We start from the raw sequence: 25,297 nt of genomic DNA, 5'->3' as shown, positions 1-25,297 counted from the left end.
CGATATTTTTGTGAGTTGTGCTCACCAACTTGCTTAATCATACTTAACGTTGAAAAATAAGTTAGGACATAGGTCACATATAAAAAAGTATATATTCAGCATACGTGATTAGTTTCACACTTATTATTCATGTGGTGATATTTTTTTGACGCACGGCATGCCCAAAACACGCCATCATTATGATCTCGCTGGCAATTACGAGCACGTGATACGCATTTAATTGATAAAGAATACGCTGTAAGGGTACACTGTACGAAAGATCTCAAGTACAGCGTCACAATGGAACATTTATCATTTTTTTGGCTGCCAAATAATAAAGATAAGCTTATAAACGCACTGGAATCCGAGTTTGCTCAGCTGGTAGAACAGTCCATCTCAACGGGTAAGATTTCATTACCCCCTATTCCTGATGTCGTGCTTAAAATTCAGCAGTTATGTGTCGAAGAACACACCACTATTTCAGATGTTGCTAACTGTTTGTTAGAAGATCCCGGCTTGGCGGCGGTCGTTCTGCGAGTAGCAAACTCTGTAATTTTCAATCGCAGAAACATTACCTGCAACGACTTAACTACCGCGGTATCTCGCCTTGGTATACTGCGCGTGCGTGATATTGTTACCGCACAAGCGATTGAACAACTTAAACATTCAGTAAATTTAACCAAAGAATGTAATGCCATCTTGGTGAAAAGTGCAGCGGTATCCCGAGAACTCGGTGCCGTCATGGTGATATTGGTTCAAGCGTTTCGTAAACACGAGCCAGGTACTTATGGGCACTTGGAGCAAGAAAAAGCATTGCTGGTTGGTCTGCTAGCCGATATCGGTTTGTTTTGTCTAATTAACGAGTACCACCTGTACTTAGATAGAGGCAATTACCTAGATCCTGAAATTGCGTTGCAAATCTTCCAAACTCGTTGTTCAGCAACAAGCAAACTGGTGCTCGAGCGCTGGGGATTTGACAATGACTTTAGAGAGGTCTCCTCAAACGAGAAGTACGAGCAAACGCGACCGGAAGTGAGTTATTTAGACATTGCAAGAATCGCGCATCACCTATTGATGTTCCGCAATCATGATGAACGCATTGATGAACACGAAGTTGAATTCAACTTAACAGGTGCAGAGGTCTTGTATGAACTCAGCAATATGAGTGATACTGACTTCAATGACCAAATACGTGCAGTGCTAAGTGCTAGCGGCTTGTAATTTATCGTTTTCTCACACCTAATTCGCGATAAACGATTCGCTCAAGGCTGAGCAGCGTTTGGTATTTGGTGAAATATCTCTCTAATTTCAACCGATAAATAATTTGATTTATGTGTGTTGGTATTATCTCAAAAAAGGAATCATAGAGCTTTATGTTCTCAGGGATGCTATTTATTTTCGCTCCACTTGTTGTGGGGTATCTAATTCCTATATCTCGAGCCTCGTTACTGGAGAAGATCAATCAATCAACGTCCTACCTTATTTACGTCATTTTGTCGTTGATGGGACTTAGCCTAGCAGCGCTCGATAACTTAAGTAGCAACTTACAAAGTATTCTTCTCTATGCGAGTACTTTCTTTTTATGTTTAAGTACCTGTAATCTGTTGGCGCTGCCTATTATCGATAGGATTATTCCTCTCCAGACCAATCAGAATCAAAAGAAGCTGCCGCTATCCTCGATGGCTTTAGAATCAGTAAAGCTGATTGTTGTCGTTGGTGGCGGGCTAGTAGTTGGTCTGCTGTTACCCATCGATTTAAGTTGGGTGGATACAGCGAGCGAATGGATACTCTTCCTGCTCCTATTTTTTATTGGTATTCAGCTTCGCAATAGTGGTCTTACTCTTCGCCAAATTCTATTAAATAAACAGGGTATGGCCATTGCGGCAGTTGTGATCGCAACATGTATGCTTGGTGGCGTTATTGCAGCGATACTTTTGGACCTTCCTATCTATCAAGCCCTCGCGATGGCTTCAGGCTTTGGCTGGTATTCACTCGCAGGAATTTTGATGGGAGACGCTTTTGGCCCCGTGTTTGGGGGGGCATCTTTCCTGATCGAATTGATGAGAGAGCTGGTCGCGCTGGTAGCCATTCCTCTCTTTATTCGTAGCTATCCGTGCACAGCAATTGGTTATGCAGGGGCAACAGCAATGGACTTTACCCTACCTGTTATTCAGACTACAGGTGGTGTGCGTTGTGTCCCAGTTGCCATCGTTAGTGGGTTTATTTTGAGTTTACTGGTACCAGTTATGATGCTTTTCTTTGTATCACTTGCTAGCTAGATCTCAGGTTTTCGCTTTAACATCCATTACAATACGGCAAAAATTCAAATACCCAGTTAACGTCAAAGTGATCAAGATTTTGGCAATAATCCGCTTTCTTTTTATCAATTAGCCCAATGATTTATCACGACTAAAGAGAAAGAAGGGTGAAACATCAACTTATGTGCCTTGCGTTAATAAAGGGATAACAACCAGAAGGAAGAAGAATGAAACGCTTTGTCGTTGCAGCGCTCCTCGCTACAAGCTCAACTTTTACGTTTGCCGCAGATCAACAATGTCTTGCTAGCAAATACGACGGCTATGTTGATGCCTCACTACAGTGGTATCAAGATCTTGTTGATTTGACGGTTACCCAGTATCCAGATCTAAAAGAAGTTAGCCAGTGGTTCTTGGACGGCCGTAAACATCACTTTGAATTAAACCGTGAAGCAGTTCACTATTTTCTAGAGAACGATCCTAGCCGTGTTGCAACAGAACAGCCAATCGAAGCATGGCTAAAATTGGAACAACACGACGTTAAGCAGCTAGCAAGCCGAAGTGATAAGTTAGGTGAAGTCGCAAAACAAACGTTTAGTGACCGTCAATCGACTAACCATCCAAAAAACTACGAACTCCGTTCAGCATTCGCCGACCTGCTTAGCCATCCACAACAAATTGATACCGCGCTTAATAAGTACAATCAGTCAATAGAGAAGATTGAAAAGCAGAAGTGTGATTAATTAATCGTTGAGGATGCTCGAAAACGCCGAGTGTTTTAACACATTAAAATCAACGATTTTTTAATGCGAAGATTGTAGCCCTCACCTAAAATTTTCATTTCAGCAACATGGGTTTCAACAATTAAAACGGGACTTTGCGCCCGTTTTAGTTTAGATTGTGCCGCTCGCATTACCAAAATAACTACAAAGATTCTTTGCTATGGTTAAGGAACAAAAAACCGCTGACGTTAGCTTTGAGAGCTTGCTAAAGATCTTCACTGTCCCAGAAGGTCCTGACTCAACGTTAACCAAAATTGACGAGAGCCTCTCGCGAAATCTAAATCAATTTCTTCGTGAACACATCGTGGCAGAAGAAAAGCCTTTACGCGAAATCGAAAAAGACTTTTCTTCTGCTCAGATTCCTGAGCAGCCAGAGTTCGTGTCAGATCATACAGAACACTTACTCGACACTTTGGTGTCGCACTCCGTTCACACTTCTTCACCAAGCTTCATTGGTCATATGACATCGGCGCTGCCTTATTTCTTGATGCCACTGTCAAAGATCATGATCGCCTTAAACCAAAACCTGGTAAAGATAGAGACTTCTAAAGCCTTTACCCCGCTTGAACGTCAAGTTTTGGGCATGCTACATCGCTTGATCTATGGTCAGAGCGATACGTTTTACGATCAGTGGATGCATAGCGCAAACCACTCATTGGGCGCATTTTGCTCCGGCGGTACCATTGCCAATATCACTGCACTTTGGGTAGCACGTAACAAGGCGTTAAGAGCCAATGGTTCATTTAAAGGCGTTGAGAAAGAAGGCCTATTTAAAGCCATGAAGCATTATGGCTACGATGGATTAGCGGTATTGGTGTCTGAGCGTGGTCACTACTCCCTTAAGAAAGCAGCCGATGTACTAGGTTTAGGTCAAGAAGGCTTGGTTGCGGTTAAAACGGATGCCAACAACCGTATTATTGTCGACGACCTTAAAGCGAAAATTGTTGAACTAGAGAAACAAAACATCAAGCCTATTGCTGTTATTGGTGTAGCTGGTACAACAGAGACAGGTAATGTCGACCCGCTACCTGAAATCGCAGAAGTCTGCCAAGCTCACGGTTGTCATTTCCATGTGGATGCCGCATGGGGTGGCGCAACACTTATGTCTAATCACCACCGTCACCTTCTTAACGGTGTGGAAATGGCAGACTCAGTAACCATTGATGCGCACAAGCAACTCTACATCCCGATGGGCGCTGGTATGGTTCTGTTCAAAGATCCTGACGCAATGAAATCCATAGAGCATCACGCTCAATATATCTTGCGTAAAGGCTCAAAAGACCTAGGCAGCCATACATTAGAAGGCTCTCGTTCGGGCATGGCAATGTTAGTCTATGCCGCAATGCACATCATCAGCCGCCCTGGCTATGAGCTGCTGATAGACCAAAGCATTGAAAAAGCTCGCTACTTTGCAGATTTAATCAAGCAGCAAGATGATTTCGAATTGGTTTCTGAACCAGAGCTTTGTCTCCTCACGTACCGCTACTTGCCGCCATTCATCCGTGAGGCATTAGCAAAAGCGGAAGGTTCACAAAAAGAACAACTGAATGAACTGATTAATGAATTAACACAGTTTATTCAAAAGCGTCAGCGCGAAACGGGCAAATCGTTTGTTTCACGTACAAGACTGAACCCAGACCAATGGCAGCGCATGAACACGATTGTGTTCCGAGTGGTTTTGGCTAATCCGCTGACGACCAAAGAGATTTTGAGTTCTGTGCTTGATGAACAGCGTGAAATCGCCAAGCAAGCACCAAATTTGATGGAAAGAATTCAGCAGGTGGTCACTGATATCCAATCGTCTTAATGGCCCGAAAGAGTTACATCAATTTGAAATTTTTTTTCGTTTTGATGTAACTCAAACATCATTCTCGTGCGACTGGCGCAACAAAACATCGATTACACATCCAATTCTGTAGTTTTTACAACATTTTGTTTGAGGCCTGTCAAATTCTCACTAAATAGTATCCGTTATTGGTTTAGACTGATTGAAGATCAGGTTTATACTGATTCTATGGCGCTGGTTGTTTTCGTTAACGCCCCACTCTACTCTGGAATCTTCGTGTTTCCTTTCGTTAACAGAGCCAGCGAGTTGTTCTCTATACCCTCGTGAACACTATGAATACATTAGAAAAAATTCAAAAAAACCTGGAGAATTTCAGTAAGTCAGAGCGCAAAGTTGCGGAAGTAATTATGGCGTCTCCACAAACTGCAATTCATTCAAGCATTGCAACGTTGGCTAAAATGGCTGATGTTAGTGAGCCCACTGTAAACCGCTTCTGTCGTCGTCTGGACACCAAGGGCTTTCCAGATTTTAAGCTTCACTTGGCACAGAGCCTAGCCAACGGTACCCCTTACGTTAACCGTAACGTGGAAGAAGACGATGGCCCAGACGCGTACACCCATAAGATTTTCGAATCGACCATGGCGTGTTTAGATGTCGCGAAAAACAGCCTAGATCCAATGCAAGTGAACCGTGCGGTCGATTTGCTAACGCAAGCGAAGCGCATTTCATTCTTTGGCCTTGGTGCATCATCTTCTGTAGCCCGAGACGCACAAAACAAGTTTATTCGCTTTAACATTCCAATTACTTGTTTTGAAGACATTGTCATGCAGCGCATGAGTTGTATTAACTGCAGTGATAATGATGTTGTGGTTCTTATTTCTCACACAGGTCGAACGAAGAGTCAGGTCGAAATAGCAAACCTTGCTCGTGAAAACGGCGCGACGGTCATTGCGATTACAGCAAAGGACTCACCGCTAGAAAAGGCAAGTTCACTCGCTATTACGCTTGATATTCCTGAAGATACCGACGTTTATATGCCAATGGCGAGTCGAGTTGTACAGATGACGGTGATTGATGTACTGGCAACCGGCTTCACACTCCGCCGTGGTACAGGTTTCCGTGAGAACCTAAAACGCGTAAAAGATGCGTTGAAAGACAGTCGCTATGACAAACTAAGTCAGTACTAAGTCCTGCTGTTTAGTGAAAGATTTAATAAAGGGGAGCTCAACGCTCCCCTTTTTTCAATGTGCTTTAGATCAATACATCAACCCAAGTCGTTCACACTCGATAAGTCCGTTCTTGATTCAAGCACTTCTACAGAGCTCACGTGTTGTGTGCTCTCTGCCACACACTCTCCACTGCAATCACAGACTTGCTGCAATATGTATATCAAACGTTCCTGATTAAGGGGTAGCGGGTTGCCTTTGATCGCCATCGACTTAAGCGCATCGTTCGCCACTTGTTCAAAAGAAGTTTGGCATACTCCGAATTGGCCAAGTAACGGCAACGCTAACTTATCTAACACCATATTTACCCAAAGAACCCCATCGTGCTCATTCGCGTTCGCACGATCGGTAACCAGTTGGGCAAGTTTACGATAACGATTTATCACATCATTCCTACCAGCGAGCTTCGCGGCGTTAATATTTTCCTGCATCACGTGCGGTGCAAGACGCGCCGTGATCACGCTGTGGGGAGCATCTAACTTACCTCCTAACGCCGACGCAAGCCCATGCGCAGCACCTAATTTGGCATTAGTAATGGCCATGCCACCGAGCAACGCAGCGAATGATAAATCCGAGCGAGCCTTATGATTATCTTGCTTACAAGCAGCAATCACTGAACGGCTTAAACGACGAAGTCCCTCTTCGCACACCATATCTGTAAGAGGGTTTGGCTCACCACACACATACGCTTCCATCAAATGAGTGAACGCATCCATCGCGCCACGCCCGGATGTGTATTGATCGGTTCCATAAGTGAGCGTCGGATCCACAATGGCAACGTCTGCCAGCATATCAGGGCTTCGAAGACTCACTTTCACTTTATCTTGTCCAGACTTCAACACCGCATTTCGAGTCACCTCTGAGCCCGTGCTTGCTGTCGTAGGAATTGCAATAAAATGAAGAGGTTTTGCCTTTAATGGTACGTTTCTTCCTACCACTTCGACGTAATCGTAAACATTGCCTTGATTAGGAATAATAGCGGCTAGGGCTTTACCCATATCGATGACACTGCCACCGCCAATAGCAATCACCATATCAGGCTGGAATTTTCTACCGAGTACCGCGGTCTCTTCTACCATTGTGATATAAGGTTCGCCATTGATTGCTACGTGTTGGTAACGCATATTTTGAGCTTTAAGGTAGTTAATGATGGGCGTGGCTCGTTGGGTGTCCTTCCCAGTTACCAGCAAAACACTGTAGCCAAATTGGTTGATAACGGATAATGAAGACTGAAGTGCACCTTCACCAAATATAATCCTTGTTGCAGTCATAAACTGAAACATACACATCCTCCCAAAATAATATACCCAAATAACCTCTTGCCCTCTGATTTAACACTTATGTAAGAGTTGAAGTCATTTGCGTATAGCCAGATTAGATTGCTATGTTTTTGAATAAAAAAAATTGACCAATTCCACCTTGCCATCATTAACCCCTTAAAATGTATGTTTTTTATGCGTCACTTCACATACTTTAGAGCCATAGAATAAGGGAGCGCGTTTAGTTTTTATTCGATAGATTTCACCTATAGAACCAAGAGGTAATTGCCGCTTTATTTCCGTATCTGGATCGGGCATAGTTACTGCAACAAAAGAGAGCGCACTCAGCCGCTATGTTTTGTACGCTTTCAAAAAAGAATAGATTTAGGAGAAATAAGATTATGTTCGTTGTTATCTTTGGTCGCCCTGCATGTCCTTTCTGTGTTCGTGCAAAAGAACACGCAGAAACGCTAAAAGCGAAGCGTGACGACTTCAACTACCGTTACGTTGATATCCATGCTGAAGGCATTTCTAAAGCAGATCTTGAGAAAACAGTTGGTAAACCAGTTGAAACTGTTCCTCAAATCTTTATCGACCAAGAGCACATCGGTGGCTGCGACGAGTTCGAAGCATACGCGAAAGAGCACCTAGGTCTATTTGACGAGTAATCAAGACAGTTTTTAAGAAAGCCGCTTCATGCGGCTTTTTTATTATTTTTCAGTTGGTTATTACCTTACGTCAACTAATGGTAAAACCTAAAAAAATTCACTTATCTTTTTGCTATATTTAGTTACAATTCGCAATTCTTAATCTTTTTGGCACACACTTTACCGAGCCACACAGTGAACATAGACGTCGTATACCTTCTTGAGCAAAACCCTATCCTTCTAATCTTCGTCGTATTAGCCATTGGCCTTGCCATCGGAAAAATCCGATTTGGCAAATTACAACTAGGCAACTCCATAGGCGTTCTAATTACCTCGTTGGTAATGGGTCACCTTGGCTTCTCATTCAATGCAGAAGCATTAACCATTGGCTTTATGCTGTTTATTTATTGCGTTGGCATTGAAGCTGGACCAAACTTTTTTGGCATATTCTTCAGAGATGGTAAGCATTACTTTATCTTAAGTATGACCGTTCTCGTGTCCGCAGTCAGCTTAACGTATGGCTTGAGCCACTATTTCGGCCTCGATTTTGGCTTGTCAGCCGGTATGATGGCTGGCGCGTTGACAGCAACACCTGTACTGGTTGGTGCACAAGACGCTCTGAACTCTGGCCTTGCGACTATACCGCGCAATATGGATTTTTCTTTGGTATTAGAAAATCTATCCGTGGGTTACGCGATGGCTTATCTGGTCGGCTTAATTAGCATGATCATGTTCGCGAAGCTATTGCCAAAACTACAGAAGCAGAACCTGTCTGATTCTGCGCAGCAAATTGCTCAAGAACGTGGCCTTGGAAATTCAAGCCAAAGAAAAGTGTACTTACCGATTATTCGTGCTTACCGAGTCGGTCCAGAATTGATTGACTGGACTGACGGCAAGAACTTGCGTGAACTAGGCATTTATCGTCAAACTGGCTGTTACATTGAGCGAATCCGCCGTAACGGTATTCTCGCCCATCCAGATGGTGATGCCATTTTGCAAGAGGGTGATGAAATTGCACTGGTTGGTTTCCCTGATAGTCATGCTCGCTTGGATCCTAGCTTCCGCAACGGTAAAGAAGTATTTGATCGTAACTTGCTTGATTTGCGCATCGTTGAAGAAGAAATTGTCGTAAAAAGTGACGCTATCGCAGGCAAGCGTTTATCTGATTTAAACTTATCTGAGTTTGGCTGTTTCTTAAACCGCGTGGTACGGGCGCAAATAGAAATGCCGATGGACTTAGACATTGTGCTCGCTAAAGGTGACGTCCTTCAGGTGAGCGGCGAGAAAAGCCGAGTACATGGACTCGCGGAAAAAATCGGTTTCATCTCGATCCACAGTCAAATGGCCGATTTACTCGCTTTTTGCAGCTTCTTTATTTTGGGTATTCTGTTTGGCCTCATCACGATGACATTCGGCCAGGTTTCGTTCAGCTTGGGTAACGCGGTAGGTCTTTTGTTATCTGGTATTACACTTGGTTTCTTACGAGCAAATCACCCTACTTTCGGCTATGTCCCGCAGGGGGCGCTGAATATGGTCAAAGATTTGGGTTTGATGTTCTTTATGGTGGGAATAGGTCTAAGTGCAGGCGGAAAGATGTTCGAGCACTTGACTCAAGTTGGTCCAAAAGTGATTGGTTTAGCATTCATTGTTAGTGTTGTGCCTGTGGTATTGGCCTATTTAGTGGGCGCACACATACTCAAGATGAACCGTGCCCTGCTCTTCGGTGCCATTATTGGTGCCCGAACTTGTGCCCCAGCTATGGATGTCGTCAACGACTACGCTAAATCCACCATCCCAGCTCTTGGCTATGCGGGTACCTATGCGATTGCCAATATTCTGATGACGTTGGCAGGTACAATCCTGATAATATTAAGTTAATAACTTTGACTGATGAAAGCAAAAAAGGCGCTCAATGAGCGCCTTTTGTATATCGGTTGTCTAATCAGTCATTCGATTAGATTTGGATAAAATCAGCTTCAACCGCTGGATTTACATCCGCTTCGTAATCTACGCCTTCAACACCGAAACCAAATAGTTTCAAGAACTCTTCTTTGTACTCTACGTAGTCAGTCAGTTCTTTTAGGTTCTCAGTCGTAATTTGAGGCCATAGTTCACGACAGTGCTGCTGAATGTCGTCACGAAGTTCCCAGTCATCCAGACGTAGACGGTTCATCTCATCCACTTCTGCTGCACTACCATCTTCTTTGTACAGACGTTGGCTGAACATACGGTAGATTTGTTCCATACAGCCTTCGTGTACGCCTTCTTCGCGCATTTTCTTGAATACCATTGCAATGTACAGTGGCATAACAGGAATTGCGGAACTTGCCTGAGTTACAACAGATTTAAGTACAGCAACATTTGCACTGCCGCCTGTCGCTGCTAACTTGTCGTTTAGCGCTTTCGCCGCACGATCTAGGTCCATTTTCGCTTTACCTAGTGCGCCATCCCAGTAGATTGGCCAAGTTAGCTCAGTACCAATGTAGCTGTACGCGACTGTCTTACAGCCTTCAGCAAGAACACCAGCATCAGACAGTGCATTGATCCAAAGTTCCCAGTCTTCACCGCCCATAACGGTTACTGTGTCTTTGATTTCTTCTTCTGTTGCAGGCTCAACACTTGCTTCGATGATCACATCTTTGTTGGTATCAACAGCAGTTGATGTATAAGTTTCACCGATAGGCTTAAGCGCTGAACGAACTAGCTCGCCAGTTTCTGGCATTTTACGTACTGGGGAAGCCAGTGAGTAAACCACCATATCGATCTGACCTAAATCTTCTTTGATCAGTTCGATAGTTTTCTGTTTCGCTTCATTTGAGAAAGCGTCGCCGTTTAGGCTTTTTGCGTACAGGCCTTCTTCACGCGCTAGCTTTTCAAAAGCAGCTGCATTGTAGAAACCTGCCGTACCTGGCTTCTTCTCAGTGCCTTCTTTTTCGAAGAAAACACCGATAGTTGATGCACCGCCACCAAATGCCGCAGCGATACGAGAAGATAGACCGTAGCCACTTGATGCACCGACAACAAGAACGCGCTTAGGTGCGTTTTTGATTGGGCCTTGCGCTTTAGTGTACGCAATTTGTTCTTTTACGTTAGCTTCACAACCAACAGGGTGCGTTGTAGTACAGATAAATCCACGAATTCTAGGTTTGATGATCATATTCAACTTCCTTTAAAAAACCTTGTTAGGATAAAAGTTTCGTCGGGATTTCGCATCTAATTTCTGTAAAAATGCTCTGAAAAGGCAAGTGGTTGGAGCACTATCCCAACATCCACTCAGCAAGAACACAAAAAAGCACCTCATTGAGGTGCTTTTCTTAGTATTAACGGTTTACTATGCCGCCGGGTTCAAATGCGACTTTTTTGGGCAATCGGTTCGTACTTCAGAAAAGTCATGACTAAAGTGGTCAACTTGAATCGCCTTGTAACGCAATTTGTCTGCCGCCATGATTTGGTCAATTTCTTGCTCAGTTAACACGCCAGCTTCAAATGCTTGCTGCAAACGGTCGTGTAGCAGACCTTTACGAGCCACTTTCCCATCCTTCGCCGCCTTCATAAGCTTACGCTCTAATGGTTTGATTTCGTACATTGCGAGGAAGGCATTCTCCATTAAGCCTACGCTGTCGTCGTCGGATTTTCCGATGTAGCAAAGATGCGTGAGTCGATCACGTTGTGCTCCTGGCGTCATCATCGCTTCCGCCAGATTCACACACAGTTCATCGCTTGGCTTATTAAAATGATTACCAAGTGGGAACAATAACCCTTTCAGCACACCGCCAACGTATTTCACAGGGAAGTTGGTATAAGCCTCATTTAATGACTTAGATGCGTTATACAAACAATGTTGCACGGCGTAGTGGACAAAATCTAGATCGCCTTGTTGACGTCCTTCATCTTCATACTTTTTCAGTGCGGCAGACGCCATATATAGATAACTTAAGCCATCACCCAGACGTGCGGAAATCATTTCTTTACGCTTCAAATCACCGCCTAGTGTTAACATCGCGAAGTCAGCACTAACGGCAAGCGCTCGGCTTAATCTTGTGATTTCTTTATAGTACTGCTGTGTTGGGCCACTCATGTGCGCTTTTACAAACCGAGAACCAGTTAGCGCCGCGCCAAATGCACCAAATGTATTGCCTACCGCATGTTTGATGTGTTTAAAGAGCAAGTTGTCAAATTCTTTCGCCCCTTGTTCAGAATCTGGATTCGCCGCGGCTTCCATTTCTTTCAGTACATATGGGTGACAACGAGTCGCACCTTGACCAAATATCATCAGGTTACGAGTCAGAATATTCGCGCCTTCAACAGTGATCGCAACTGGGATACCGAGATAGTGTTTAGCAAGATAGTTCATTGGGCCATCTTGAATCGCACGACCTGCATGAATATCAAACGAATCATTTAGAATAGTACGCGCAATTTCCGTCATGTGGTACTTGGCAATCGCGGTTACAATCCCAGGTTTTTCTTTCATATCGAGAGAAGTCGTCGTCAGCGTACGTGTTGCTTCTAGTAGATAAGTAAGGCCACCAATACGCCCCATAGCTTCTGCGACACCCTCAAACTTACCGATCGACATACCAAACTGTTTACGTACGTAAGCATAAGCACCAGTTGTACGTGTAGTAAGGTGGCCAATCGCTGTGCCAAGCGCTGGGAGAGAGATACCACGACCAGCAGAAAGACACTCAACCAGCATACGCCAACCTTTACCTGCGTAATCAGCGCCACCGATCAACCAGTCCATAGGGATGAAGACATCTTCACCACGAGTCGGACCATTCATGAATGCAGAACCCAGAGGATCATGGCGCTCGCCTATTTCGACACCTTCATGGTCAGCGGGGATCAGTGCACATGTGATTCCAACCTCTCTCTTATCACCAAGTAGCCCTTCTGGATCCTGTAGCTTAAATGCTAATCCGAGCACTGTCGCCACTGGCGCAAGTGTGATGTAGCGTTTATTCCAGCTAACTCGCACGCCAAGCACTTCTTTGCCTTCGTGAGTGCCATAACAAACTACGCCTTGATCTGGTATACCACCGGCGTCAGATCCCGCTTCGGGCCCTGTTAATGCAAAACAAGGAATGTCGGTACCATCAGCAAGACGAGGCAACCAGTAATCTTTTTGCTCTTGCGTGCCATAGTGCGATAAAAGCTCACCTGGACCAAGAGAGTTCGGTACCATTACCGATACAGCGGTGCTGATGCTACGAGTCGCAATACGAGAAACAATGGTTGAGTTCGCTAAAGCGGAAAATTCACGACCACCATACGCTTTTGAAATGATCAGTGAGAAAAATCGCTCTTTACGTAAGTACTCCCATACTTCAGGCGGTAAATCCCTGTCTTCTTTGACAATCTTCTGGTCATCAAGCATTTCTAGAAGGGTTTCAAGCTCATTATCCATAAATGACTGCTCTTCTGCTGTCAGTGTAGGCGTTGGATAATGATGCAATGTTGTGAAGTTTGGCTTGCCTGAGAATAGTTCGGCATCCCACCATACACTACCCGCTTCCATCGCCTCTTTCTCGGTGCTAGAGAGAGGTGGCAATACTTTTTTGAACACTTTAAAAGCTGGGTCACTAATCCATTTTCTTCGTAGAGAGCTCATAGTTCAGATCCTTTTGTTCACGTAACCGCTCTGGGCATAATTTTATTATTGGTTTAACTTTCTTATTTGTCTTGTGCCAACTGCTTCGCTGACATTCCTGCTGACAAATAAGGAATCAGTAAATCGACGACAGATTTCACATCGACTTCCTTTTCAAATTTACTTTCAGCAAGCTCCGAAAGAGCTTGGCTTGAAGCCATCGTAAATACGCAGGTACCTAGCGTGAAGTGCAGTCGCCAAAACAGCTGCTCCTCACATAGTTCCGGGTTTGCCTTCATTATCGAGAAGGTGAAGAGGTTAAGTACCTCTTCATATCGAGTGGTGATGAACCAACGCAGATGACCTTGTACGTCTGTGTAACCACGGCCAATTAACAACATGAATAATGCAGTACCATTGGGGCGCACATCATTTAATGTACGCAAAGGTAAACGCAATGACTCAAAGACGTCGTCCATGTCGTAGCTATCACGCGTGTTTAACTCGATTAGTGAGGTTTTAATGCTCGGCATGAGCGCTTCTAGGTATCTATCTAAAACCGCTCTAACTAGCGTTTTTTTATCGCCAAAGTGATAATTTACCGATGCTAAGTTGACGTTCGCTTTACCTGTTATCGTTCTTAGCGAAGTATCATTAAAACCATGTTCAGCAAAGAGTCCTTCTGCGACATCGAGTATTTTTTCTTTTGTTGATGTTCTCGGGGCCATTTCAATCACTCGTATTAAACAACTGTTTGAAAATATACTCCTGAAACTTTAGATTAACAAATGATTAACATCACACTTTCACCAATTGGTCTGACCAGAACTTAGAAGGTGTGATCTAATCTTTTGAATTTAAGTCTAATAAGCAAATGATGCTCGCCTGAAGAAAATGACCAAGTTTCGCAAACCATCGTATTTGAAACGCTAGCAATGTCGTTAGGCGGTCGGAGCAGGAGGTGCGGGTTTGAAATGCAATTTAAGTTTATAGCTACTATAGAAAAGAGGGCTATCGAGTTTCAAACCGCCATTAAGTTGGTTACGCTGTTCGCCTCTTCTCTTACTTCTTTACGATACAAGCGGGCAGAAAGAATTAAATCGAATTTTTTTGAAAAAAAATGGAACTGTTTGGAAAAGGTTCGGTCTGAATAAATGTAACAACTAGGGCATTTTAAGTTTCACTGGCCGTCAAACTTGTTTCCATCTAATTGTTACGTTGCTGCTTTTTTCTTATTAACTCCTATGTTTGTATCCGCCCAGTCAAATTTTCGGCTGGGCTTTTTTTCGCCCGCAGATCTACCAACCTACCTTTTTCGATGATTCCGTTCATCTCCATGGGCTAGACATCCGCTTAATACGAAAGTGTCGCTATTAAGTCGCTGATGTACTGAACTATGGGTATAAAAAAGCCTCCCGATTGGGAGGCTTTACAAAATAGCGCATTTTTTATCTTACGCTTGCGCTTTCTTAGGCAAAGAAAAGTGCAGTAAGGCATAACCAAGTAATGCGGCTGTTGTCGAGCCCATTAAGATACCGAGTCGAGCATAGGTATCAAATTCAGGACTTACATTTCCGAACGCTAAAGAGGAAATAAAGATAGACATTGTAAAGCCAATACCACACAACACAGATACCGCAAAGATATGCTTGAAGTTAACGCCTTCAGGTAACTTAGCAACGCCCATTTTTACCGCTGCCCAGCTAAAGGTAAAGATACCTAGAGGCTTACCAACCAGTAGACCCAAAGCAATACCGAGTGGCAGCATTGAAGTTAGACCTGACATCGATACGCCTTCTAACGAAATCCCCGCATTGGCAAATGCGAATAGAGGCAGAATACCAAATGCCACGTATGGGTGAAGCGCGTGCTCCATATGTTTAAGTGGAGAATGTTCGCCCTGCTTTCCCTTTAGTGGGATAGCAAAACCAATCACTACACCTGCCAATGTTGCGTGAACACCAGATTTAAGCACCGCGAACCATAAGATCGCACCGACAATCATGTATGGCGTAAGTTTTGTTACTTCCTTCGCATTCAACATGAATAGGACACCAGTCATGATGAAGCCAACAAGCAACGCCATGGTCGACAGGTCACCGGTGTAAAATAGCGCGATAATAACAACCACACCTAAATCATCGATGATAGCAAGCGCCAGCAAGAACACTTTTAGGCTTACTGGTACACGCTTACCTAATAACGCCATGATACCTAAAGCAAAAGCGATATCTGTCGCCGCTGGAATTGCCCAACCAGAAATCGCCTCAGGATCGTTGGCATTAAAGGCTACGTAAATAAGAGCAGGAGCTAACATACCGCCGACCGCTGCAATCGCAGGGAAAATTGCGGTTTCTTTTGATTTTAACGCACCTTCAAGTAGCTCTCGCTTAACTTCAAGGCCAATGAGTAAGAAGAAAACAGCCATTAGGCCGTCATTAATCCAGTGAGAAACTGACATACCAAATACATAAGTATGCAGTACAGATTGATAAGTTTCGCCCAGCGGTGAGTTAGCAATGGTCATCGCAATTGCCGCGGCAATCACGAGAAGAATACCACCAGCTGATTCCATTTTGAAAAAGTCACGAATGACATCGTTCATGGTTTCGTCCTTATATTTATTATCTTAATAAACGATTAACAAAGAATGATAAGAGTGTATAGCGGTCGAAAACTTTAGAATAATCGCTTCTTCAGAGTATAAACTTCGATTTTTCCGATATGAAGTTTACTATACATCGTATTTTCCAACATAACACTCAATTTTGATCACAGCGCGTACTTGTTGTTATCGCGCCAAATGTTTATCAAGATTATGAGAAAATCAGCATAACATGGCATGTACTGTCATGATAACCCCATACTTTTGAGAAAAATTCAGGAAGTTTCATCCACTAAAAAACCACCCATTGGGGTGGTTTTTATCAGAATTTAATAACCAGTGAGCTGCATAAAGCCCCAAGCCTCGTTGGAGCCAGAAGCTAAGGTAGGACCTTCCCAATACGGTATAACAAAAGGAAGCCACATATCTGATTTGATAATACGAGTGGTCAAGTTAATTTGATGCTTTGGAATATTAATAATCCACTGCAAAGGCAGCCTTCTTCCATTTGATAAACTGGTCACTTGCATTGGTTTAATACTGATATCATCGTCTGAGAGATTGATGACTTTACCTGAGCGTGTGGACAAGGTGCCAAACACATGCGGTGTTTGTCCATGGTGGCGGTAGCGGCTGACTGTCAGTGCTCGACCATCATCTAAATTGAATACAAACCAATCCCACCCCTGTTGCCCTTCACCAATTAAGCCACTGCCCCACTCTTTCTGAGCCCAAGCAGAGCCAGCAACAGAGAAGCGTTTGCCATTAATGTTCAAACTCCCTTTCACCTTTAAAAATGGCGCACTAAAACTGAAAGAGGCAACAGATTGCAACGCGTGTTTAACCTGAAAACCTTTGTCTCCATTCACGACAAAGGGGCCATTTGTCATAGTATTAAGATCTAAACCAAACGTATCGGTAGTCACATTCAAGTTACCAGGGAAAGGCGTTGCACCAAGTGAACGCCACGTCCAATTATCAATCCATAACCTGAAAGGACGATTAGTCATGCCAGCTTGGCCTATCCCGCCTCTCGCTACACGTTGCTCTTTCCAGACGTGTGAACCATGGCTAACGACAACATGTGAAATGTACAGTTGAGGGTTTTGCCATCCGCTGGTTTCTCGCTCATCCGTCGCGACCCTGAAGTAGCTCCATTGAACATTGTATATTTTCCCTTGTTCGTCTTTCAGTTTCGCAAAGTAGTGCCACCATTCATGTTGGTACTCGGGATGAAAGCGAAAATCTGACGGTAAAGAGACATGCTCGTCAGGTAATACAGGTTCGAAAATCGTTTGATTTTCACGCGTTAGAATAGAATTAAGCTCGCTTTCTTGTGTCGCTGTCGCTTCCAACCAAAAAGTTGAGTAAAAAGCAGCACCGGTCAAAAAGGCAAACGTAATAACAATCATCGTTGAAACTAACAAGCGTTTTTTAGAGCCCACTTTTTTCATTACAACGCATCCCTTAATGACTTCATTGGCGTACTCTTAATCATTCTAATAACTGGCAATGCGCCAGCAATCATGATGGCAAGCATCGCCCAAGCAATAGTTTGAGCATATTCCCAAGGGATCGTTTGAAGCTCCAGAGACCAGCCGAATGATTGCTTAATGATAATATCAACGATCAAGTGTGCAAGTGCCAGACCAAGTGGCACCGCAATAATCGCGGAAATGGCCCCGAAGACAAACAACTGCAAACCACCCAATGCGACAAGTTCCTTTCCGGATACCCCCATACATCTCAGCAAAGAGAAGTGCCGCTGCCGCGACAGTTCGCCCGCCAATGTCGCGAAGAATAAACCAAACACAGCAATAATCAGTGTGATGTTGCCCAAGGTTCCTGCAATAGCGAAGGTATGATCAAATACCCTCATTGCCTGACTATAAATATTACCATTATCAAACACACGGTCTTGCGGGAGGCGGAATACATTTTCTAAGCGATTTTTCAGGCCCTCCCCATTAACGCTATCTTTTAACACCACACCAAGGCCAACATTACCCGTCCCTGCAAATGCATACAGCCAATTCCGGTGCGACATCATCACCTGGTTATACGGGTTTCCATAATCGTAATAAACACCAACGACTTGCCAGTCTCCACCTAGTGGTTCCTGCAAGTTAATGAAGTCCCCTGGGCGAATATCCAGTTTTAAGGCCATCGATTCACTCACCATCAAGCTCTTGGTCGCGTGCAGTTGATACCAGTAATTCGGGACACCTAGTTTTACCGTCAGTGCATCTAGCTCACCTTCAGAAGAGCCTGTACTCACCACTTGCAAAGCACCATGTTCGGTTGGCATATCTTTTTCCCAACGCCACCAAACCGAGTTGACTTCTGGTTGGTTTTGCAGCCACGCACTCATCCGAGCTGCTGAGTTATTTGTCGGATAGATATAAATATCCGCTGCTAATCGCTGGCTGAGCCATTTATCGGTTGTATCCCTAAAACTGCCTACCATCGTTTCTACGCCGATATTTGCCGCCAGTGCCAACATAAACGCCATTGTTGCCACACCGCGATAACTCATGCTTGCAGCCGCATCGGCAAAAAACCAACGTACACGTACCCAACGCATGGTGTAAGAAAAGCTCTGGAACATATGCCACATAATAAATGGCATAAACAAGGCCACACTAACCAACATCAGCGCAATAATGGCAAAGCCAGTTTCTTGTGTTTTCGGTGCTTGATACACTGCGATTGCCGCGACACAAAACGCACACGCAGCAAGAGCCTGCCAAGAGAACTCACGCCCTGCAAATCGCATTAATGACAGTCGAGAAGATAGACGAATTGGCTGTGACTTCAACAAACGAATCAATGGCCACAAACACGATATTAATGCGCCCATCGCTGCCATGATCAGACTATATAAGCTGGACTGCCAAGACCATCCTATTGTTAAGCCTACGTTGGCATCGTACAAATCGCTCAGGCTCGATGAGACTGCAGGGATCAGTTCATTTGCCAAGATCAAACCAAAAAAGTTACCACACGCCCACGCAATAAAGACGAGCAACGACAACTCTAACAACAATGCTTGAGCCAACTGCGTTCCGTTGACCCCCGTCTGTCTCAAAATACCCACCAAACGTTGTCGCTGAATAAATGACAAAGACATCGCTTGATAAAAAATAAACAACCCGACCAAAAATGACAGCATCCCCATCGCAGTGAGATTCATGTGGAATGCATTAGTTAACGACTCAAGCTCCGTACGCGTATTCCTAACGAGCGTCATGCCATTGGGAAGCATATTTTTCAGTGCTATTAGCTTTTCCTCTGGCATTTCACCACAAGAAATCGCAGATAAACCTGAGCTCCGCTTGAGCATACGCAACAACGATATATCAGTAACCAACCGAGTCCCTGAGAGCATTTTGTTTTTATCGACTTGAATCGGTCCGAGACGACTTCCGTCATTCATCTCAATAAAGTCCCCATCCTGCCAACTCATGTAAGCGGCCAAATCTTGACTAACTAGAATGGGATAAGGAGGTTTCATTAATGATAGAACGGGCATCTCACCCAAAGATTTGCCTTGCTGCAATGGAATCATCGCGACAGGATCAATCCCCACCAGCATCAAGCTCATATCGGTTTTAGCATCTAGATGTAGCACGTCAAACGGCGCACATTGGTTAAACCCAGCTCGGCGCAACTGGATATAGAAACCTTGAGGGATTTTATTGGCAGAGTGTTTAGTTCGGATTCGGTATGGCAAAGGATTGGAGAAAAGCTTTTCTCCTGTCGCATAACTTTGTTTTGCATGCTGATTGATAGAAGTAACACCAACAAGAAGGGACACGCCTAAGGTTAACCCTAGCCAGACAAGAATAATTTGTAGTGGGTAACGACGGTAATGACCGAGTAGTGCCTTAACTACGGGCCATAACATGCAGTTGCCCTCCTTGAAGTCGAATCTTACCTTCCATATGGGCCGCCACTTTTTCACTGTGCGTCACTAACAGCAAAGTACACTCCAGTTGGCGAGCGAGACTCGTCAATAAGCGCATTACCGCTTCTGCGTTTCGCTCGTCTAGGCTACCAGTTGGCTCATCAGCGAGTAGGATTTTAGGTTCCATATAGAGTGCGCGAGCAATAGCAGCACGTTGTTGCTGACCACCAGATGCTTCTTCCGGGTAACGGCCTAGCAGAGGCATTAAATCCAGAGCAGAAAGAATTTGACGCCACAACTCTTTATCTTCTGGCAAACCTTTTAACTGACGACAAAAACGAATATTGTCGGCAATATTGAGCGTAGGAAGCAGGTTGAACTGTTGGAAGATATTACCAATATTGTTGCGGCGGTAAAGGGTTCTCAAATGCTCTGGCGCATCATGCATGGCAAAATTTGGAAACTGAACTTCACCAGAGTCTGCAGTATCCAGTCCGGCAATTAAGTTCAGCAAAGTACTTTTACCCGAACCACTTTCTCCCATTAGAGCGACTTGGTCACCTTGCTGTAATGTTAATTCTGCCCCTTGTAATACAGGGTGAAATTCTCCCCCGTCTACATAGCCTTTACATAGGTCTGACAGTTTTAACATTGATTATGCCGCTCGGATGGTATTTAAAAATTGGGATCAGAATCTACACTAAAATCCTGTTAGTAGAAAGTATTTTGAATGCTTGATCACACTATGAGAGTACAAATGCAACTCGATTCACTTTCTGTTCCTAATTTTGTTGACGTATTGAGCAGATTTTTGCAGCTGCAGAAAGCTCTGTTTACCTCTATTGACCGATAAGGTTTTTCATCCATTTTCGGCTCACCATTCTTGGCAGACAAATCGTCCACTTCACAACTTCCTCGGTCAAAAAGAGTAAGTAAACCCATTGTGGGTCCCAACCGAGCTGAATCGCTGCAAATGCCGCGAGTGGAATCCCGATCACCCACTGCGCAAGAATGTCTTGATACAAACAAAACTTAACGTCACCACCTGCACGTAATACCCCAACAATGACCATCATCGGCACCGAGCGTAGTACGACACCTAAAGCAAGAATCACCATAAACTGTTCAGCTAACTGGCGAGTATCCGCTGTCAGTGCACTAAACGCATTAAGGATCCATTGATTGGACACTATCAATACAACAGCGACCACAAATGCGATAAACACATTCAAAATGACCGTAGCCCAAGCTTGGTAATACACAGGTTCAAAGTTTTTCGCGCCGAGTTGGTTACCCACTAAAACCGCAGCTGCATTCGATAGGCCAATCATCATAGCGAGAGCGATTGACTCAACGGGCGTCATCACCGACAACGCTGCCAAACCTTGCACACCCGCTTGCCCCATGATGGCATGGTAAGTGAACAATCCACCAGCCCATGCCAAAAAGTTAAATGTGGTCGGTAAGGAAAGGCTCAAGAAACGCGTTATTTTGTCTAAAACCAAACCTGCGCGTATATCATCCCAACCAAATGCAATTATGTGTTTCTTCAGCCATAAATAGCCAAATAGACAACCGACTTCGATAGCGCCACTGATAACCGTTGCAATGGCTGCCCCTGTAATCCCTAAAGCAGGAAAACCTAAGTGACCAAAAATTAACACCCAGTTGAAGAAAACATTAGACAGAATTCCTATACCACTAAAAAATGTGCTCAGCCCCGGTTGGTGCATCGCTCTCAAGCCCACCGACATACTAGCGACACACGCAACAGCAAACATGCTAACGGATGAAATAATTAGATAGCTGGCCCCTAACTCAATCACCTCTTGGGAGTCCGTGGTCAAACCCATGATTGGCTGTGGGAAAATAACAAACAAAGCAACGGCAATGGCGGCAAACACCATGGCTATCATCCATGTTAAAGCGGTACTGCGACGTACCCCGACTTTATCGCCTGCCCCCCAATATTGTGCGGTCAGTAATGCACCACCCGTCGTCACCCCAACTAACATGATGGTAGTAACAAACGTCGCGCGCGCCGCTACCCCAACAGCGGCTATTTCAGCTTCACCAAGTTGGCCGAGCATAAGCACATCGACGAGGCTTCGGCTAGAAAACATCATGCTTTGCAGTGTAATTGGTAGCGCGATCGCGAATAAGCGACGTAAGAATGCTTTATCTGCATGTATTGAGAGTTGAGAGAGAAAAGTCACAAGCGCTCCAACGACAACTTATTGATAGAATGGGGAAAGTGTCTCATGATTATACTCTGTGGTGTTTATTCCACCAACGATTAAAAGGACAGATAATGAAAAAGGTGTTGGTGCTAGGCGCCTCGGGTTACATTGGTTCTCAACTTCTTCCGTTACTCTTAGAAAAAGGTTACGTCGTCACGGCCGCGGCGCGACATATCGATTATTTGGAGTCAAGGACTCGGCCCCATCCTAATTTAACGTTGCGATATCTGGACCTAGCCGACGCAGAAGCCACGCTCGCTGTGGTGAACGATTTTGACTTGGTATTTTTCCTAGTACACGGAATGGCACAAGGCGATGACTTTGTTGAGTACGAGCTAAACCTTGCTTTGAACTTTAAATACGCATTGGAGCAAAGCCGTGTCAAACATGTCATTTATTTAAGTGCCATCCAACCGCAAACCGGAAACTCGCGCCATTTAGCCGCACGCAAAGCAACGGGCAAAATTATCCGACAGTCTGGCGTTCCAGTAACTGAATTGCGTGCAGGCGTCATCATTGGCCCCGGCTCCGCGGCTTTCGAGATCATGCGAGATTTTGTCTACAACTTACCTATTTTGATCGCGCCTAAATGGGTCGACTCAAAAGCCAACCCCATCGCCCTACCCAACCTCAATCACTATTTATTGCAGTTGGCCGAAGCATCACCCCCAGAAGAAAGCCAAATTTATGAAGTTGGTGGGCCAGATACACTCAGCTACCGCGAGCAGTTTAAAGTCATTTGCCGAATCACCAACAAGCCCTATCGGCTGTGGTCGACACCGTTGCTTACCCCCAAAATGGCATCGTACTGGCTCGGCTTGGTCACCTCTGTACCAGCAAACATCGGCAAAGCATTACTCGCGGGGTTAGAGCATGACTACATTGCCGATTCCAAAGCGATTGAAGCACGATTTCCGCAAACGCTGATCAACTACGAGCAAGCGGTATCCGATACCATTCAAGATGAAGGCACGTTTGTGCGCAGTAATGTTTGGGGCTTTGAGCCAGCGGCACTTCGTCGATGGCAACCGGGGTATGGCTACTACCCAAAACAAGCCGGTGCGAGCATAAAAACTCAAGCCTCCGCTGCGGCATTATGGAAAGTGGCTCAAAAAATCGGGAGTCGCGAAAAAGGCTATTACTTTGCCAACATTTTGTGGCGCACACGTGAATGGCTCGACATCTTTTTTGGTGGCGGGAAACCGATTCGCGTTTCTCCTCCGGGGCCGGAGCTCAAAGTCGGCGATTTTATTGACTCTTGGAAAGTGATTCGCTGCGAAGAAAATCAGTTCCTCTCCCTGTTTTTTGGGATGAAAGGCCCAGGGCTTGGACGTTTAGAAATTACCATCAAAGACCATGGTGATGAACGAGAACTGGATATCACCGCTTGGTGGCACCCACAGGGGTTTCTCGGGCTGCTTTACTGGTTTGCCATGATGCCAGCCCATCTATTCATATTCAAAGGCATGGTCAAAGCCATCGCGAAAGAAGCCGAAAGTATCAGTATTACTCCTCAGGTGGGACAGTCTCTGGAGAATCTAGAGAAATAGGTAGGTGATGAGCAATCCCCGCATGGCAATCAATGCACGATTGCTCTCGACTTTCCATCATTTGATGTCGACGCGCAACGGTTCGTCCTTGCGCTTCGAAATCCATCTTGTCAACGGAATGGCAATATCGACACTGTTTTGATTTATTCTCGATAAACTGCTGTGTGACTTCAGCAGCCAACCTCGGACGATGCTCCGCCTCGAAGTTCTCTAACGTAATTTCTCCAGTCAGTTTGTGATAGATGTCGGCTGTAGCGCCGATTTTCAATGCAATTTTAGCAAAAAACTCCCTAGGGACATGGCAATCACTGCACGTAGCGGCAACCACACCCTGAGCATTTTTGAAGTGTGGAGATGCTTGGTACTCCTCAACTATCGTATCCATCCCAATATGGCAACTGTAACAAAACTCGTTGCGATTGGTGTAATCCATACCAAAGTGAAAAACACTGAGGGCCGCCCCACCAAGGATAAACGCCAATAAGCCACCAATTGGTATGCCGAGCATCCATTTTCTGTTTGGTTTACGCCATAAACTCATTGGTGTTCATCCCAAAGCAGCGCTAGCGATAACTCGCATAGTATTCTACGAGCGCGTTTAAATCATCGGCACTAAGCCCTTTGAACGCCTCATCCATTTTTTTATCAACGGAGCGTTTGCCTTGCTTAAACTGTTTCAATGTCGTGGCGAGATAGCCCTTCTGCTGACCAGCTAAAATCGAAGCTTCATCCAGAGCGTTACTGCCACCATCCGAATGACAGTTCTCGCAACTTTTCGCGTGGATAGCCTTACCTTTCATCGCTAACGCTTGATCAAAAGACTGCTTAGCTGGCACAAACTCAAGCCCAGCATAATGCTTTGCTAACTCTTCAATCTGCGCCTCAGATAAAGATTTAACTATCGACACCATGTCGCCTTTTTTGCTTGTGTCTCCGTATACGTGATTAACCGAAGCTGAGGGTCTGCCTTCAAGGTAACGCAACATCTGGTCAAAAAAGTTGAACTCGGGAATCCCTGCGATGGTAGGAATATTCGTGTCTGAGCTAACACCGTTTGGCCCATGACAAGCTTCACATTCGTATTGTGAAATTAGCTCACTTGGTGACGCTAAACTGTGGGAGGCCAAAACTGAGCTAATGACTAACACCGAGGAAAATTTTAGAGAGAATTTAATTAGTTGGTGCATATTAGACTGACTCCGTAGTAATTATCTTTATTAATCAAAACCAGACAACGAATAAACGATAAGAAAATCAATTTATAAATGCGACTTAAAACCAACGATATCCAAGATAAAAATATTAAGCCGTCAACTATTTAAAGTATCGTAGTTCAATACCCTTACTTTTTCTGCGCTGACCTCTTCAATCGCAGAAAATCCAACCCAAACAATTGATTTAAAATGACAATAAATTCAACCCCAAAATTCACATACAAAAATAGTGGTTTATTTTAATAATATTTCAT

The 25,297-nt window shown here is 44.5% G+C and carries 19 protein-coding genes; 8 read left to right on the top strand and 11 right to left on the bottom strand.

From position 1 onward, the window contains the following. Positions 1-279: 279 nt before the first annotated feature. The 5 genes from ACZ5ZC_RS14065 (at position 280) to ACZ5ZC_RS14045 (ending at position 5,989) form a co-directional block, all read left to right on the top strand. Positions 280-1,200 carry an HDOD domain-containing protein gene (locus ACZ5ZC_RS14065; RefSeq protein WP_005393212.1) on the top strand — a complete coding sequence of 307 codons (921 nt, stop codon included), beginning with the start codon at positions 280-282 and terminating at the stop codon, positions 1,198-1,200. 152 nt (positions 1,201-1,352) lie between these two features. Beyond that, positions 1,353-2,258: a LysO family transporter gene (locus tag ACZ5ZC_RS14060; RefSeq protein WP_047008634.1), complete on the top strand. Its 906-nt coding sequence runs from the start codon at positions 1,353-1,355 to the stop codon at positions 2,256-2,258. A 206-nt stretch (positions 2,259-2,464) separates the two neighbouring features. Next, entirely contained in the window at positions 2,465-2,977 is a 513-nt protein-coding gene (locus ACZ5ZC_RS14055) for a hypothetical protein (protein ID WP_012841922.1), read from the top strand. Positions 2,978-3,176: 199 nt separating this feature from the next. Continuing rightward, a complete protein-coding gene (gene panP / locus ACZ5ZC_RS14050; protein ID WP_006742621.1) occupies positions 3,177-4,823 on the top strand; it encodes a pyridoxal-dependent aspartate 1-decarboxylase PanP in 1,647 nt (548 codons plus the stop codon). Positions 4,824-5,134: 311 nt separating this feature from the next. After that, complete coding sequence (locus ACZ5ZC_RS14045; protein WP_005378021.1) at positions 5,135-5,989, top strand: MurR/RpiR family transcriptional regulator; 855 nt, start codon at positions 5,135-5,137, stop codon at positions 5,987-5,989. 77 nt (positions 5,990-6,066) lie between these two features. Here the strand turns inward: ACZ5ZC_RS14045 and ACZ5ZC_RS14040 are convergent, their stop codons facing one another. Next, positions 6,067-7,311 carry an iron-containing alcohol dehydrogenase gene (locus ACZ5ZC_RS14040; protein ID WP_065645318.1) on the bottom strand — a complete coding sequence of 415 codons (1,245 nt, stop codon included), beginning with the start codon at positions 7,309-7,311 and terminating at the stop codon, positions 6,067-6,069. Positions 7,312-7,688: 377 nt separating this feature from the next. Here ACZ5ZC_RS14040 and ACZ5ZC_RS14035 point away from each other — a divergent pair, with 377 nt between their 5' ends. Together ACZ5ZC_RS14035 and ACZ5ZC_RS14030 are read left to right on the top strand one after the other, a co-directional pair. Continuing rightward, positions 7,689-7,955, top strand: coding sequence for a GrxA family glutaredoxin (locus tag ACZ5ZC_RS14035; RefSeq protein WP_005378026.1), 267 nt, complete (start codon positions 7,689-7,691; stop codon positions 7,953-7,955). A gap of 174 nt (positions 7,956-8,129) precedes the next feature. After that, complete coding sequence (locus tag ACZ5ZC_RS14030) at positions 8,130-9,812, top strand: aspartate:alanine antiporter (protein WP_006742623.1); 1,683 nt, start codon at positions 8,130-8,132, stop codon at positions 9,810-9,812. Positions 9,813-9,888: 76 nt separating this feature from the next. On the opposite strand, the gene fabV is transcribed toward ACZ5ZC_RS14030, so the two are convergent. From fabV to ACZ5ZC_RS13990, 8 genes are all read right to left on the bottom strand, one after another. Beyond that, positions 9,889-11,091 carry an enoyl-ACP reductase FabV gene (fabV, locus tag ACZ5ZC_RS14025; RefSeq protein ID WP_006742624.1) on the bottom strand — a complete coding sequence of 401 codons (1,203 nt, stop codon included), beginning with the start codon at positions 11,089-11,091 and terminating at the stop codon, positions 9,889-9,891. Positions 11,092-11,265: 174 nt separating this feature from the next. Continuing rightward, positions 11,266-13,548, bottom strand: a complete 2,283-nt coding sequence (locus tag ACZ5ZC_RS14020; RefSeq protein ID WP_258680834.1) for an acyl-CoA dehydrogenase — start codon at positions 13,546-13,548, stop codon at positions 11,266-11,268. A 62-nt stretch (positions 13,549-13,610) separates the two neighbouring features. Further along, the gene (psrA, locus tag ACZ5ZC_RS14015) at positions 13,611-14,255 is read right to left on the bottom strand and encodes a TetR family transcriptional repressor PsrA (protein WP_005393225.1); all 645 of its coding nucleotides are present in this window, start codon (positions 14,253-14,255) and stop codon (positions 13,611-13,613) included. A 725-nt stretch (positions 14,256-14,980) separates the two neighbouring features. After that, positions 14,981-16,132, bottom strand: coding sequence for a Na+/H+ antiporter NhaA (nhaA, locus tag ACZ5ZC_RS14010; protein WP_006742626.1), 1,152 nt, complete (start codon positions 16,130-16,132; stop codon positions 14,981-14,983). Positions 16,133-16,461: 329 nt separating this feature from the next. Then, the gene (locus ACZ5ZC_RS14005; RefSeq protein ID WP_258680832.1) at positions 16,462-17,586 is read right to left on the bottom strand and encodes a lipocalin-like domain-containing protein; all 1,125 of its coding nucleotides are present in this window, start codon (positions 17,584-17,586) and stop codon (positions 16,462-16,464) included. Further along, positions 17,586-20,039 (bottom strand): ABC transporter permease, encoded by a 2,454-nt coding sequence (locus ACZ5ZC_RS14000; protein WP_005393229.1) that lies wholly within the window; start codon positions 20,037-20,039, stop codon positions 17,586-17,588. The genes ACZ5ZC_RS14005 and ACZ5ZC_RS14000 overlap by 1 nt, the downstream gene beginning before the upstream one ends. Continuing rightward, positions 20,020-20,691 carry an ABC transporter ATP-binding protein gene (locus ACZ5ZC_RS13995; RefSeq protein ID WP_005393230.1) on the bottom strand — a complete coding sequence of 224 codons (672 nt, stop codon included), beginning with the start codon at positions 20,689-20,691 and terminating at the stop codon, positions 20,020-20,022. Before ACZ5ZC_RS13995 ends, ACZ5ZC_RS14000 begins: the two co-directional genes overlap by 20 nt. Positions 20,692-20,878: 187 nt before the next feature. Then, on the bottom strand, positions 20,879-22,255 hold the full coding sequence (locus ACZ5ZC_RS13990) for an MATE family efflux transporter (RefSeq protein ID WP_464931998.1): 1,377 nt from the start codon (positions 22,253-22,255) through the stop codon (positions 20,879-20,881). 95 nt (positions 22,256-22,350) lie between these two features. Here ACZ5ZC_RS13990 and ACZ5ZC_RS13985 point away from each other — a divergent pair, with 95 nt between their 5' ends. Next, a complete protein-coding gene (locus ACZ5ZC_RS13985) occupies positions 22,351-23,829 on the top strand; it encodes an SDR family oxidoreductase (RefSeq protein ID WP_258680830.1) in 1,479 nt (492 codons plus the stop codon). Here ACZ5ZC_RS13985 and ACZ5ZC_RS13980 read toward each other — a convergent pair. Together ACZ5ZC_RS13980 and ACZ5ZC_RS13975 are read right to left on the bottom strand one after the other, a co-directional pair. Then, entirely contained in the window at positions 23,786-24,370 is a 585-nt protein-coding gene (locus tag ACZ5ZC_RS13980) for a NapC/NirT family cytochrome c (RefSeq protein WP_012841927.1), read from the bottom strand. The genes ACZ5ZC_RS13985 and ACZ5ZC_RS13980 overlap by 44 nt on opposite strands. Before the next feature lie 22 nt (positions 24,371-24,392). Next, positions 24,393-25,016 (bottom strand): c-type cytochrome, encoded by a 624-nt coding sequence (locus tag ACZ5ZC_RS13975; RefSeq protein ID WP_257889865.1) that lies wholly within the window; start codon positions 25,014-25,016, stop codon positions 24,393-24,395. Between the last annotated feature and the right edge of the window lie 281 nt (positions 25,017-25,297).

This window comes from Vibrio sp. JCM 18905, assembly GCF_055393305.1.
This window is presented reverse-complemented; position numbering and strand designations above follow the sequence as displayed.